The organism is Streptomyces silaceus (assembly GCF_001419745.1).
Lineage (GTDB): Bacteria > Actinomycetota > Actinomycetes > Streptomycetales > Streptomycetaceae > Streptomyces > Streptomyces silaceus.
This window is the reverse complement of the sequence record NZ_LIRJ01000059.1, coordinates 1-12,879: the sequence shown is the minus strand read 5'-3', so window position 1 is coordinate 12,879 and position 12,879 is coordinate 1. Positions and strand designations below refer to the sequence as shown.

Sequence of the window (12,879 nt, the reverse complement as noted above, 5' to 3'; positions counted from 1 at the left end):
GAGCGCCGCCTTCTTCACCTGCCGATGTTCCGTCGAGCATTGCTGAGGTCAAGGTTGCCAGACGATGAGAGATGCGTCGGTTTTAGCCGCTTGCCTGTCCCGCCTGGGCTGGTCGCCGGAGCGGCTCGCCCGCGAGATCAACCATGTGTGCGGGCCGGGGACGATCAGCGAGAAGGCGCCGTACAACTGGCTGCGCGGCTCGTGTCCCCGGCGCCAACTCCCCCACGTCGTCGCGAGAATCCTCTCGGCGCGCCTGAGCGAGGGCATCTCGGTGGAGGCGCTCTGGCCCCGGCACTTCTCCTCGGGATCGCGCGCCGCGGGACCGGCGCCCTCCCCACGACCCGGCGGCCGTCCGCGGGAGCCGTCCGTCACGGGCGAGGCCCTGGTGTCGGGCGCGGTCGACTGGCTGGTGGCCGACGAGGTCACCGCTCCCCTGCGGACCCACGGGGAGGAACTCTCGCCCGTGGACGTCGAGATGTTGTCCACCCGCATCCGCCAGCTTCGCCGGATGGACGACGACCGGGGCGGCCGGGTGGTGTTGGACTGGACCGTCCAGGACCTCCGCTGGGCGCAGAGGCTCGCCGGAGAGTACGCGTACGACGCGGGAGTCGGCGTACGCCTGCACGGGGCGATCGCCGAACTCGGCCAGCTCGCGGGCTGGCTGGCCGCGGACGTGGGCCTCGAAGCGGACAGCCGGCGGCACTTCCTGGAGGCGCTGCGGGCGGCCCGGAGCGCGGGCGACCGTGAGCTGGGCGCGTACATCGTGTCCTGCATGAGCTACCGCGCCCTGTGGTCCGGCCAGGGCCACGACGCGCTCCGCCTGATCCGCATGGCCCGCAAAGGAACGGCCGGTGCCCCCGCGGGCATCCGGCAGGCGCTGCTCGCCACCCGCGAGGCGCGCGCCCACGCGGCCGTCGGCGACCAGACGAGCTGTCAGCACCACCTCGAACAGGCGGCGGAACTCAGCCAGGGCGGCGGGGACGACGGCATGCCCTGGGCGTACTGGCTGACACCGGCCGTCATGGTGGCCGACGCGGGGCGCGCCTGGCTCGAGCTGGGCCGGCCCGACCGCGCGGAGTGGCACCTCCAATGCGGACTGGAGATGCTCGGCGGGACCCAGCCGCGCAACCGCCTGCTCCACTCGGCGTCGCTGGCCGACGCGCGGCTCGCGCGCGACGAGCTCGACGGGGCCGCCGAGGCGGTGATGGCCGCACTGGACCTGGCCGAGAACCTCACCTCGCTCCGGGCGAGGGTGCGACTCTCGGGGCTGCGCCGACGCCTGCTGCTCCATCAGGACAGCGCGTCGGCGCGCCAAATCCTCGAGCGCATGGAGTACGTGCTCGGGCCGAGCGGTCTGCGCTGCGCGAGCTGAGCCCTCGGCCCCTGAAGGCCGCGGGGAAATCCGGTGTACTCGGCAGACAAGGAGCACTCGACCGCATGCACGTCACCCATGACGCACCGCTCGCCCCGCTGACGACCCTGGGCCTCGGCGGACCGGCCGCGACGCTGGTCGAACTGACCGATCCCGGGGACTTCACCGAGTTCGTCGCGTTCGTCGAGGCGGGCGCGGAGCGAGGAAGGCCACCGGTGAGTCTCGGCGCGGGCAGCAACGCCCTCGTGCACGACGACGGTTGCTCCGCGCCGGTGCTGCGCATGGCCACGCACGGCATACGTCGCCGCGACCGGTCCGGCGAGGAAAGGGTGCTGCTCGAGGTGCAGGCCGGGCACTCCCTGTCCGATCTGGTCGCGACCACCGTCGGTGAGGGGCTCACCGGCATGGAGATGCTCACCGGAATCCCGGGCACGGTGGGTGCCACGCCGATCCAGAACGTCGGCGCGTACGGCCAGGAGGTCTCCGACACGCTCGTCGCGGTGCGGGCGTGGGACTGGCAGGCCCGCCGACGGGTCACGATCCCGGCGGCCGCGTGCGGACTGGGGCATCGCACGAGCAGGTTCAAGGGAACCAGGCGCTGGACCGTACTCAGCCTGGTCTTCGCCCTGCGGCGCTCCGCGCTGAGCGCACCGATCGGATACCGGCAGGTCGCCGCGGAACTCGACGTGGATCTCGGCGCGCGTGTCCCGCTGGCCGAGGCCGCCCGCGCGGTGCACGCGGTCCGCCGCGGCAAGGGGATGCTGCTGGAGTGCGCGCACCCTGGCGAACGCTCGGTGGGCAGTGTCTTCCTCAGCCCGGCGATCTCCCCGGCCCGGGCCACGGAACTGCGCGCACGCAACGCGCCGGTGAACAGCTTCCCCGACGGCTCGACCCGGGTCAGCGCGAGCTGGCTCATCCGGGAGGCGGGGTTCGGCCCGGGGCGTCCCGTCGCGCCGGGGGTGCGGGTGTCCTCCCTGCACTACACCCTGGTCGCGGAGGAGCCTGTGGGGAGCGCCACGGCCGCCGGTTTCGCGGCGGCCGTGGAGATCGTCCGCAGACGAGTCCACCGCCACACGGGAGTTCAGCTCACCGCCGAGATCGACTACCTCGGTGACTGGGAGCAGCACTCGGCGGGTAAGGAGGCTTCTCTTCCCTTCTCGGACGCCTCGCATGACGGCTCGGTGACCTTGAGAATCAAGGGATGACTTTCGGTACCGCAACGTATACAGAAAATTGCTGTGGCAAAGAACGAGTGCGTCAATGACTGCCGCTGAGTTCCCCGCTCAGCTTCTCGTGGATGCGGGCACTCGGGTCGTTGAGGCCGATGATGCGGACCTTCTTTGCGCGCTCTGCGTACTTGTTCTCGATGGCGTCCAGTGCCGCGACGGAGGAAGCGTCCCAAATATGGGCAGCGCTCAGGTCGATGACGACCTTGTCCGGGTCGGTGGCGTAACTGAATTGGCCGACGAGATCGTTGGAGGAGGCGAAGAAGAGTTCTCCCGTGACGGAGTAGACGACTTCGGTGCCGTCGGGGTCGGTGACCGCGGTGACGTGGGTGAGACGGGCGACCCGCTTGGCGAAGACGACCATGGCGGTGATGGTGCCGACGACCACGCCGATGGCCAGGTTGTGGGTGGCGATCACGACGGCGACGGTGATCGCCATCACGGCGATCTCGCCCGTGGGCATGCGGCGCAGCGTGGCGGGGGCCACGGAGTGCCAGTCGAAGGTCGCGACCGACACCATCACCATCACCGCGACCAGCGCGGCCATCGGGATGTCGGAGACGACCGGGCCGAAGGCGATGCACAGCACCATCAGGAACGCGCCCGCGAGGAAGGTGGACAGGCGGGTCCGCGCCCCGGAGACCCGTACGTTGATCATCGTCTGGCCGATCATGGCGCAGCCGCCCATGCCGCCGAAGAAGCCCGTGACGATGTTGGCGATGCCCTGGCCGATGGACTCGCGGGTCTTGGAGGAGTGGGTGTCGGTGATGTCGTCGACGAGCTTCGCGGTCATCAGGGACTCCATGAGGCCGACCAGCGCCATGGCGAGCGCGTACGGCGCGACGGTGGTGAGCGTCTCCATGGTGAACGGCACGTCCGGGAGGCCCGGCGCGGGCAGTGACGACGGCAGGTCGCCCTTGTCGCCCACGGTCGGCACGGCGATGCCGGCCGCGATCGTCAGCGCGGTCAGGGCGACGATCGAGACGAGCGGGGCCGGGACCACCTTGGTGACCCGGGGGAGGAGCACCATCAGGGCCAGCCCGCCCGCGATCAGGGGATATACGAGCCACGGCACGTCCCGCATCTCCGGCACCTGCGCCATGAAGATCAGGACGGCCAGCGAGTTGACGAAACCGACCATGACGCCGCGCGGCACGAACCGCATCAACGTGGCCACGCCGAGGGCGCCCATGACGATCTGGAAGACACCGGCGAGGATGACCGCCGCAACGAGGTGGCCAAGGCCGTGTTCGCGGTTGAGCGGCGCGATGACCAGGGCGACCGCACCCGTCGCCGCGGAGATCATCGCGGGCCGGCCGCCGACGACCGCGATCGTGACGGCCATCGTGAACGACGCGAACAGACCGATCGCCGGGTCCACCCCGGCGATGATCGAGAACGAGATCGCCTCGGGGATGAGCGCGATCGCGACCACGAGCCCACCGAGGATCTCGGTGCGCCAGACGCGCGGATCGGACAGCCAGTCCGGGCGCAGACCGCGCAGTCGCGCGGTGGGCGAAGCGGCGGAGGGAGGCAGAGAAGAGGCGGAGGGAGACAAAAGAGCCAAGACCTGTCGTGCGGGGGAGCGCTCCGGGGTGTGCCGGGGCGCCGGAGTGGACGCGGAGGCGCAGGATGGCTTCTCGCGTCACGGCGGACAGTCGGCTGCCTCGGGCGTCATGGTCTCGTGCACGCTCCTCTCCTGCAAGAATCGGTGATTCGCTGCGGTCATGGGCCGGGCGTGCCAAAGGAGGGAGCCCGCGGGGCACCCGAACAGGAACAACTCTACCCTAACGTAAGGGTAGAGTTCGACGGGTCGTGCGGACACCGGCCCGCGAGGACGAGAAGGGCCAGGCCAGGGGCGTGGACGACAAGCACATGCAGATCGGCGAGGTCGCCGCGCGCACCGAACTCTCCCTGCGCACCATCCGTCACTACGAGGAGAGCGGACTGGTCGTCCCCTCCGCCCGTTCCCAGGGCGGCTTCCGCCTCTACACCGAGGCGGACGTGGCCCGCCTGATGGTGATCCGCCGGATGAAGCCGCTGGGCTTCACCCTGGAGGAGATGCGGGAACTGCTCGCTGCGACGGACGTCCTCGACTCGGGGGAGGACGTGCCGGATGCGGAGCGCCGACAACTGCTGGAGCGGGTACGCGCCTTCGAGGACGCCGCACAGGAGCGCGTGGTCAATCTGCGGACCCAACTGGCCCGGGCGGAGGAGTTCGCGGGCACGCTGCGGGAGCGGCTCGAACGGTTCGATTCCCTTGGGGCGGACGACGCGTAGTTCCCCGGCCCTGACCGCCCTGGGGGAGTGACCCATCGCCCCGGCCGGGCAGCGCCGTCCTCACGAACCGGGCCGACGCCCGCGGCGTTCGCGCAGCATGTCCTGCCCGGTGCGCGAACCGGCGGACTCCTTCGGGTAGCCGCCGGCCTCGGGGCGATGGACGGAGGTGCCCGAGGCCGTGCGCTGGTGGTAGGTGGTGCGGTCGATGATCTCGAATCCGACGACGGCCCATCCGGCCAGTTCCGCGGACATCCCGTGCTCCTGCCAGAGCCGCAGTGCCGTCGCGCTCGCGCCCCGCAGATCGTGTGCCTCCTCCCAGTAGCGCAGCTCGGCGTGGTCGGCGGCGTACCGGGCCGTGAGAGCGAAGGGGTGGACGTCGGCGAGCCGTTGCAGGGCGCGACGGACGTCCGCCGTCGCCAGCGCGGGGCCTGCCACGGTCAGGGTGACGTGCCAGAGCACGGGGGCACCGGGTGCCTCCGCGCCGGCCTCGTCCGGGAGCTGCGGTGTCGGATCGTCCTCGCGGCGCGGCGTCACATTCTCGGGGGCCGTGAGAGCGGGCACGAAGACCTGAGCTCCGACACCAAGACTCAGGAGCAGCGCGCGCAGCTCGCGCACCGCTTCCCTGCGCTCGTCCCTGCCCGTCCCCTGGCGTGTGATGCGGTCGCGCAGCTCCGCGACCCTTCGGACCGCGCGAGCCGTGCCCGGCGGGGTGCGCTCCCGCAGCCGTCCGGCGCCCTCGGTGCCGAGGGACGACCGCGCCAGCAGCGCGTCGAATGTCTCGTCCCGGTCACCCATGACGCTCCCCCTTTCCCCGTTCGCCGCGCCTGGCTCTCGCCCGCCACCGGTAGAGCAGCCCCTCGATGGCGCGTACGGACGGCGCGCCGAGGATCTGCCGGATCTCGTCCTGCGCATAGCCGTCGAGGGTCAGCGCGACGGCCGCCCGCATGCGCGGGTCGTCGATGTCGGTGAGGTCCTCCAGGACCCGCAGCCTGCCGAGGACCTCGGCAGCGACGCCGGCCACCGCGACCGGCTCGGCCGTGGCCTCGGCCCGGTCCATGCCGCGGCGCCACCGCTCCTCGTCGCCCCGGTGACGCCGGTACTCGTTGGGGAATTCGTACGCGCACGCGCCCATGAAGTACGTGGCGATCCCGGCGCCCCCGTCGGGACGCCAGCCGCCCTCCACCAGCGCCTGGCGGCGGAAGCGGGGCAGGGTGCGGGCCACGGTCATCGACGCCAGCTCCTCCCGCAGGTCACTGTCCCGGGCCAGTTCCGCCAGCTCCCCCTCCCGTGGGCTGAGGCCGAATCCCCGGGCGGCGACGAGCGTGAACACGAATCCGGAGTGCAGCCAGCCGCGCAGCACGGAGATGCCGTATCGGGCGAGTTCCTCCTCGAAGCGTGCGTAACGGGGCCCGGTGAAGCCGTCCGCGCGCAGCACACGTACCAACTCCTGGTCGGCTGCGCACCGTTCGACGTCTTCCTGGAAACGCCGGGCTTCCCGACCGTGCCGGGCGTCCATCGCGTCCAGCGCCCCCGACGAGACGGGCGCGCCGAGCTGGGCCGCGTGCCGTTCACCGGGTTCGGAGCGGGGTGGTCGTGAGGTGTGCGCGGCCGCGGACGCCCCGCCCGTGGTCTCATCCTCACCCCGCATGGCCGTCCCCTCCGCGCGCGATCCCGATGTCCGGCGGCGCCCGGTTCCGGCGCTCTCGCTCGCGCGCATGTCCCCTTGTACGTTCGGCGCGCACGGGGACCCCACGGGTGGATTCCGGATTTCTTCGCGACCGGAGCGGGCGGCTGGGATAGGGGCGTGGGCCGTGGGGTGGGCGGCCGCCGACGACGTATGAGCGGGGCATCACGACCCTCGAAGCGACCTCGAAGCGACGTCGAGACAACCAGGAGAAGAGTCACGTGAGTTCAGGCCCCTTCTTGACGGTGCACAGCGCCGTCGTACTCCTGATGGCCGTGGTCATCGGCCTCGTCGTCGGAGGACTCACGTTCCTCTCGGGCGCTACGGCGGCGGGCGCGGTCCTCGCGGGGCTCACCGCAGGAGCGGTGAGCGTGCCGACGTTGCGCGGACTCATCGGGTGAACGGGCCGTCGCGGGCGCACCGTCGACCGAAGGATTCGAGGCCGTGCGAAGACGGGCGGTCACCGTCCGTACGACTCCTCCCGCGTACTCCGCGACACCAGGTACACCCCGACACCCACGGTGCACGCCGCCGCGAGTCCCGCCAGCGGGACCGCCCAGTGGCCCGCGAACGTGGCCGCCAGGATCAGCGCGGCGCCGGCTGGCAGCACGAGGTGCTGCGCGGTGCCGCGCTTGAAGTGACGGGTGTGCACCAGCCACACCGTGATCATGTAGAGCGCGCTGGGCGCGGTCACCGCGAAGGACGCGGCGAGCGTCGAGATGTGGGCGTGGTGGGTGACCTGTTCGACGGCGACCTCGATGCCCGCGCCGATCGCCGCCGCCGAGCCGAAGATCACGTAGTGGCCGTACCCCCACAGGAACGCCTGCCGGTCCGAGGCCAGGTACTCGTGGATCGGGGTGGCGAAGTAGATCCAGAACGCCGCGAAGACGATGAGCAGCCCGCCGGCCGCGATCGGCAGGAGTTCGTCGAGGACCGCGGACTCGTCCAGGGCCGACTGGACCGCCACGGTGGCGGCGGCGATGGTCTCCCCGAGCATGATGATCGTGAACAGTCCGTACCGCTCGGCGATGTGGTGCGGGTGCCAGGGCGTCTCGTGCACCCGCTCCGCGAAGGCGGGCACCGCCAGCTCGGCGAGGACGAGCGGCACGAGGCCCCACTTCCAGGCGGCGTCCGGCAGGAGGAGCAGCACCACCCAGCCGATCTGCACGACGACGAGGCCGGCCGCGTACCGCAGCGCCGCCTGCCGCGCGGCGCCGGTCTCCCCGCGGGCCGCCCGCAGCCACTGGAGCGTGAGCGCCACGCGCATGATCAGGTAGCCGATGATCGCGACCGTGTAGTCGGCCTGGTCGAACGCGCGCGGGACCCCGGCGGCGAGCACCAGCACACCGGCGATCTGGACCAGCGTGGCCAGCCGGTACGGCACGTCGTCGCAGTCGTACGCGGAGGCGAACCAGGTGAAGTTCACCCAGGCCCACCAGATCGCGAAGAACACGAGCAGATAGCCCGCGACCCCGTGCCCCGGGTCGCCCTCGGCCACGGCGTGCACCAGCCGCGCACCCGCCTGGGCGACCGCCACGACGAAACACAGGTCGAAGAAGAGCTCCAGCGGAGTGGCCGCCCGATGCTCCTCGTCCCGCCGCCGTGCCCGCATCCGCGCCAGCACGCCCGCCCGATGACCGTGCCCCACCTCGTTGCCAGGGACTTCGTCCATCACCGCGCCGGCCCTTCTCCCGATCAGCAGGGAACCTCTTCAGGTTCACCCACATCGGGCCGGCTCGCAGCCCGCGCGGTGCGCGGGGGAGGCGTCAGCGGGCAGGCCTGCCCGGCAGCTCGCCGGGAGCCGCGAAGGACTCGCGCCGCTGCCGTCCCGTGAATCGCCAGAGCACGTGCACGACACGGACTACCGCGAGAACCCCGGCCAGCGAGGCTCCCGCCACGAGCAGCACCTTGTCGACGGCGGGCGGCAGGGACCACACGGCGACGGGCCCGGCGACCGCTCCGAAGACGACCAGGGCAAGGAAGGAGGCGCTGAAGAGCGCGTATCCGATCTCCACCGTGATCTCGTCCCGCTCGGCCTGGCTGCGCCGTCGTGTCGTCATGATCGAATGATCGCATCTCTGTGCGGACGGGTCTGCTGGTTCCGTCCTCCTGCCCCGCGCCCGAGGCGGCGCCTCACCACCGGTGGACGGGATGCCTCACCACCAGTACACGGGATAACGCGCCGCGCCCCGCCGCGCGTACGCGGAGGCGCAGCCGCCGAGGACCAGCAGGGCCGCGGACCCCACGAGCAGAGGGACGAACGTCGCGGGATCGGGCGAGTGCAGCACGATGACGACGGATGTCGCCGCCGCCGGCGAGTGCGCGGTGCGCGCGACGGTCATCACGGCCAGCCCGATCCCGGCGGCCAGCGCGGCCGCCCAGGACGAACTGCCCAGGGCGGCGAGGACGCCGAATCCGACGGCGGCGCACAGCAGGTGACCCGCGATCACGCTGCGCGGCTGGGCCAGCGGGAGCTGGGGCACGCCGTAGATGATCGCGGCGGACGCGGCCAGCGGCGGTATCAGGACGGGCTCGTGGATCAGTGAGCCGATGGCGACGAGAGCCAGCAGCACGGCGGTGGCGACACCGGCGTTGTGCAGGATCGTGCTCGGCCGCGGCGGAGCGGGCGCACTCCCCGCGAGACGGCTGAGGACCCGGGCCCGGGGCCGGGGGCGCGGGCGGGTGCGGACAGGCGCCAGCGGCGCCTCGATGGCTTCGTCGGTGCTCAAGACAGAGGTGTTCCGGTACGGGGCCGCCGGGAGACCCGGACGGCGGTGGCAGGAGGGCAGGAGTCGGTACGGCGTCCCCGCTGTTGGCAAGGCGCTCGCGTACCGGCGGCCGTCCTGGGTCGGGATGTCCGCGTACTCTCTCCCCGATCTTACGAATCGCTGTCGTGTCATCGCAGCTCAGGGTCCCCGAGGTCGCTGACACGGGGCTGACGGCGGACACGGGAGCGACGCCGTTCCCCGGTGCCGCCGAGCCGCTCCGACAGGGCGTTAGGGTGTGGCACAAGCATCACCGTACGAAGTCAAAGCGAGTCAGCGTGTCCACCACCTTCCAGCCGGTCCTGGACCGCATCGCCACCGAGATCGCGGCCACGCCGGGGCGCGGCCGCCCCGCCGACTACATCCCCGCACTCGCCTCCGCGGACCCGAACCGCTTCGCGATGGCCGTCGCGGAACTCGACGGCACGGTGTACGGCGTCGGCGACTGGCAGCACCCCTTCTCCACCCAGTCCATCACCAAGGTCTTCACGCTCGCCCTCGCGCTCTCCCTGGAGGACGACGAACTCTGGGAGCACGTGGGCCGCGAGCCCTCGGGCAACCCCTTCAACTCCCTGGTGCAGCTGGAGTACGAGCACGGCATCCCGCGCAATCCGTTCATCAACGCCGGCGCGCTCGTCGTCACCGACCGGCTCCACACCCTGACCGGCGACGCCTCCGGGGCGCTGCGCGACTTCCTGCGCGCCGAGTCCGGCAATCCGGGCCTCACCTTCGACCAGGAGATCGCCGCCTCCGAGGCCGCCCACGGTGACCGGAACGCCGCGCTCGCCCACTTCATGGCGTCGTACGGCAACATCTCCAACCCGGTGCCCGAACTCCTTGACCAGTACATCCGTCAGTGCTCCGTCGCCGCGTCCTGCGCCGATCTCGCGCTGGCCGCCGGGTTCCTGGCCCGCCACGGGATACGGGCCGACGGCTCCACGCTGCTCACCCGCAGCCGCGCCAAGCAGGTCAACGCGGTGATGCTGACGTGCGGAACCTACGACGCGGCCGGCGACTTCGCCCACCGCGTGGGGCTGCCCGGCAAGAGCGGCGTGGGTGGCGGCATCATCGCGGTCGTCCCCGGCCACTGCACGATCTGCGTCTGGAGCCCCGGCCTCGACCAGCGCGGCAACTCGGTGGCGGGCGTCGCGGCGCTGGACCGCTTCACGACGCACACGGGCCTCTCGATCTTCTGAGGCGCGCGCCGCTCCCCGTGTCGTCGCCTCCCGGACGCCTGGGCGGGGCGCCTCTCGTCGGCCCATGGCACCGCTCTCACCGCGCCTCGCCGCAGCCGTCGACGCCCTGCCGTTGGAGCCGCACCTGCGGGTCCTGGAGATCGGGTGCGGTCCCGGAGCCGCCGCGCGGGCCGTCGCCGCGCGGCTGGTCACCGGGCACGTCCTGGCGATCGACCGGTCCGCCACGGCAGTGGAGCAGGCGTGCCGGACCTGCGCGGCGGAGATCGCGTCCGGGCGGCTGACCGTGCGGCAGTGCGCCGCCGAGGACTTCGTCCCCGAGCCCGGCGAGGGCCCCTTCGACCTCGTCTTCGCGTTCCGGGTCGGCGCGCTCGACGGCCGGCACCCGGAAGCGGGCCGCCGCGTCCTGGCCCGTCTCGCCGCCGCTCTCACGCCGACAGGACGTGTGTTCGTCGACGGGGGAGACCCACTGCGCGAGCTGGCCCGGGAGACGGTCGGGCGGGCGAGCGGGTCATGAGGCCAGGAAGCTCCGCACTCCCCGGGACACTCCGTCGTCCGTCAGCAGGTCGTTGTGGGCGACACAGCCCGCCGGATGGTTCGTCGCGCCGGTGAGCGGGACGCTGTTGTCCGGGTTGATGACCTCGTCGCAGTTCGACCACCACGTCGCGTAGGACACCGAGCCCGGCGTCTCGTCGCCCGCGGCCAGCTGCTTGGCGACGTACGAGCCGGGTGTCATGTCACGGCACCCCTGGGACCAGGCCGCACACGCCCAGGCCGTCGCGGTGCCGTGGTTGGGCCCGGCGATAGAGGCCAAGTGCGAGACGAAGGGCGCGCCACCGCCGAACTTCACGTACCAGCGCGTGACCAGGCTGCCGAAGGAGTGCGCCACCAGATCGACGCGGTCCGCGCCGGTGCGGGCGCGTACCTCGGCGACGTACGTGGCGAGCTGTCCGGAGAGCGTCTCGTTCACCGACTCGTCGGTGTCGTAGCCCCAGGAGAAGAGCTCGTCGTCGGTGTAGCCGGCGGCCTTCATGTCCGCGCGCAGCGAACCCCACACGCCCGGGTCGGCGTTGTAGCCGTGCACGAAGACGACCGGGGTGTGCGCGGCGCGTGGGGCCGCGGCCGACGGGGTGGGCGCGACGAGCGTCGTCATCGCCGCCACGAGCAGGGACACGAGCAGTCGCGCGCCCACACGGGCACGGGTTGTTGCGGCCATCGACACGGCGGTCACCTCATCCGGCACGGCGCTACGACACTGGGGTTTCGCGCGGGTACGGAGGTGATTGTGAGGGCGGAGGCGGCAGAAGAACAGAGGTGGTGGGGCGGCAACTAGCGCGGGTCCCGCAGCAGCGCGCGCAGGCGCCCCGGAGGGTGGCCGGTCGCGTGGCGGAGAGTGTGGGTCAGGTGGGACTGGTCGCTGAAGCCCAGGTCGTGGGCGAGGCGGGCCAGGTCGCGTTCGCCCTCGGCGAGGCGGTCCAGGGCGCGGGCGAGGCGGAGCCGGTTGCGGTAGCGGGTGAGGGTCGTGCCGGTCTCCGTACGGAAGACGCGGCTGAGGTGGTGCGGCGAGCAGCCGACGGCGAGCGCGAGGGAGTCGAGGCTCTGGGTGGTACCGGTACCGGTACCGAGCGCGGCGCGGGCGTCGTCGACCAGCCGCCGGGCCTTGGCCGCCCGGGGGAGACCGCTCGCGACGCGGGACGGGGCCAGCTGGGCGAGGATGCGGGCGGCGACCGCGGTGGTGCGTTCGGACAGCTCGAAGGCGTCGGCCCCCGTCCGCGCGCGGGCGAGCAACAGGCGGTGGGACAGGGCGAGTTCGGGCGTGGTGAACACCAGCCCCTCGGGGACGGCCGGGTCACCGCCCAGCAGAGCGGCGACCCGCGGCTCGGACAGCACGATCTCCGTGTAGACGTCGTCCCCGCACGGATGCGCGAACTGCTGCTCTCCGCCGAGGCGTTCCACGTACACGCTGGCCGGGTCGAGGACCTGCTCCACCCCCTGGACCCGCCCGCGCACCAGGCCGCGACGCACCATCACCAGGCCGAAGACCGTCGCGGGGCGGACCGGTGTCCAGCCGCGCGGCGCGCCGCCGCACAGGACGTCGGCCAGGAGGAGGTCGTCGGTGCGCAGCAGGGTCCGGCGGTCCACCGGCATGTCCGCCCCCTCCGGGCCGAGTGACTGGTTCGCCGCCTTGCCCTCGGTGATGCGCGATGAGCAAGAACGTACAAGCGGCGCACCGTTGTTGCCCGGCAGTCTCTCGTGCGGATGACCAGTGGAGGAAGGACGAGGAGGACACCGATGAGCGGGCTGGATCGACGGCGTGTGCTGCGGGGTGCGGCGGGGGCCGCCGCACCCCGCAGCACAC

The 12,879-nt window shown here is 72.1% G+C and carries 14 protein-coding genes; 6 read left to right on the top strand and 8 right to left on the bottom strand.

The window, feature by feature from the left end:
- The first annotated feature begins 64 nt into the window (after window positions 1-64).
- The gene (locus tag AOK22_RS06755; protein ID WP_055697654.1) at window positions 65-1,372 is read left to right on the top strand and encodes an NsdA family TPR-like regulatory protein; all 1,308 of its coding nucleotides are present in this window, start codon (window positions 65-67) and stop codon (window positions 1,370-1,372) included.
- A 65-nt stretch (window positions 1,373-1,437) separates the two neighbouring features.
- Window positions 1,438-2,577, top strand: coding sequence for a UDP-N-acetylmuramate dehydrogenase (locus AOK22_RS06750; protein WP_055697653.1), 1,140 nt, complete (start codon window positions 1,438-1,440; stop codon window positions 2,575-2,577).
- 52 nt (window positions 2,578-2,629) lie between these two features.
- On the opposite strand, the gene AOK22_RS06745 is transcribed toward AOK22_RS06750, so the two are convergent.
- Window positions 2,630-4,135: a SulP family inorganic anion transporter gene (locus AOK22_RS06745; protein WP_055697675.1), complete on the bottom strand. Its 1,506-nt coding sequence runs from the start codon at window positions 4,133-4,135 to the stop codon at window positions 2,630-2,632.
- A 338-nt stretch (window positions 4,136-4,473) separates the two neighbouring features.
- Between AOK22_RS06745 and AOK22_RS06740 the strand changes: the two genes are divergently transcribed.
- Window positions 4,474-4,878 carry a MerR family transcriptional regulator gene (locus AOK22_RS06740; RefSeq protein WP_055697674.1) on the top strand — a complete coding sequence of 135 codons (405 nt, stop codon included), beginning with the start codon at window positions 4,474-4,476 and terminating at the stop codon, window positions 4,876-4,878.
- Between the two features lie 60 nt (window positions 4,879-4,938).
- On the opposite strand, the gene AOK22_RS43965 is transcribed toward AOK22_RS06740, so the two are convergent.
- Window positions 4,939-5,673, bottom strand: a complete 735-nt coding sequence (locus AOK22_RS43965; RefSeq protein WP_063795207.1) for a hypothetical protein — start codon at window positions 5,671-5,673, stop codon at window positions 4,939-4,941.
- Window positions 5,666-6,526, bottom strand: coding sequence for a hypothetical protein (locus AOK22_RS06730; RefSeq protein WP_055697652.1), 861 nt, complete (start codon window positions 6,524-6,526; stop codon window positions 5,666-5,668). Before AOK22_RS06730 ends, AOK22_RS43965 begins: the two co-directional genes overlap by 8 nt.
- 257 nt (window positions 6,527-6,783) lie before the next feature.
- Here AOK22_RS06730 and AOK22_RS06725 point away from each other — a divergent pair, with 257 nt between their 5' ends.
- The gene (locus AOK22_RS06725) at window positions 6,784-6,963 is read left to right on the top strand and encodes a hypothetical protein (protein ID WP_055697651.1); all 180 of its coding nucleotides are present in this window, start codon (window positions 6,784-6,786) and stop codon (window positions 6,961-6,963) included.
- 59 nt (window positions 6,964-7,022) lie between these two features.
- Here AOK22_RS06725 and AOK22_RS06720 read toward each other — a convergent pair whose 3' ends face one another.
- From AOK22_RS06720 to AOK22_RS06710, 3 genes are all read right to left on the bottom strand, one after another.
- Entirely contained in the window at window positions 7,023-8,234 is a 1,212-nt protein-coding gene (locus tag AOK22_RS06720) for a low temperature requirement protein A (RefSeq protein WP_237773385.1), read from the bottom strand.
- 94 nt (window positions 8,235-8,328) lie between these two features.
- Window positions 8,329-8,622, bottom strand: a complete 294-nt coding sequence (locus AOK22_RS06715; RefSeq protein ID WP_055697650.1) for a DUF6332 family protein — start codon at window positions 8,620-8,622, stop codon at window positions 8,329-8,331.
- Window positions 8,623-8,718: 96 nt separating this feature from the next.
- Window positions 8,719-9,291, bottom strand: coding sequence for an HPP family protein (locus AOK22_RS06710; RefSeq protein ID WP_055697649.1), 573 nt, complete (start codon window positions 9,289-9,291; stop codon window positions 8,719-8,721).
- 314 nt (window positions 9,292-9,605) lie between these two features.
- Here AOK22_RS06710 and AOK22_RS06705 point away from each other — a divergent pair, with 314 nt between their 5' ends.
- Window positions 9,606-10,523 carry a glutaminase gene (locus AOK22_RS06705; RefSeq protein WP_237773384.1) on the top strand — a complete coding sequence of 306 codons (918 nt, stop codon included), beginning with the start codon at window positions 9,606-9,608 and terminating at the stop codon, window positions 10,521-10,523.
- A 64-nt stretch (window positions 10,524-10,587) separates the two neighbouring features.
- Window positions 10,588-11,037, top strand: a complete 450-nt coding sequence (locus AOK22_RS06700) for a class I SAM-dependent methyltransferase (RefSeq protein WP_055697647.1) — start codon at window positions 10,588-10,590, stop codon at window positions 11,035-11,037.
- Here the strand turns inward: AOK22_RS06700 and AOK22_RS06695 are convergent.
- Together AOK22_RS06695 and AOK22_RS06690 are read right to left on the bottom strand one after the other, a co-directional pair.
- A complete protein-coding gene (locus AOK22_RS06695) occupies window positions 11,032-11,736 on the bottom strand; it encodes an esterase/lipase family protein (RefSeq protein WP_063795208.1) in 705 nt (234 codons plus the stop codon). The two genes, AOK22_RS06700 and AOK22_RS06695, sit on opposite strands and share 6 nt — an antisense overlap.
- A 113-nt stretch (window positions 11,737-11,849) precedes the next feature.
- Window positions 11,850-12,668 carry a helix-turn-helix domain-containing protein gene (locus AOK22_RS06690; RefSeq protein ID WP_055697646.1) on the bottom strand — a complete coding sequence of 273 codons (819 nt, stop codon included), beginning with the start codon at window positions 12,666-12,668 and terminating at the stop codon, window positions 11,850-11,852.
- Window positions 12,669-12,879 lie beyond the last annotated feature (211 nt).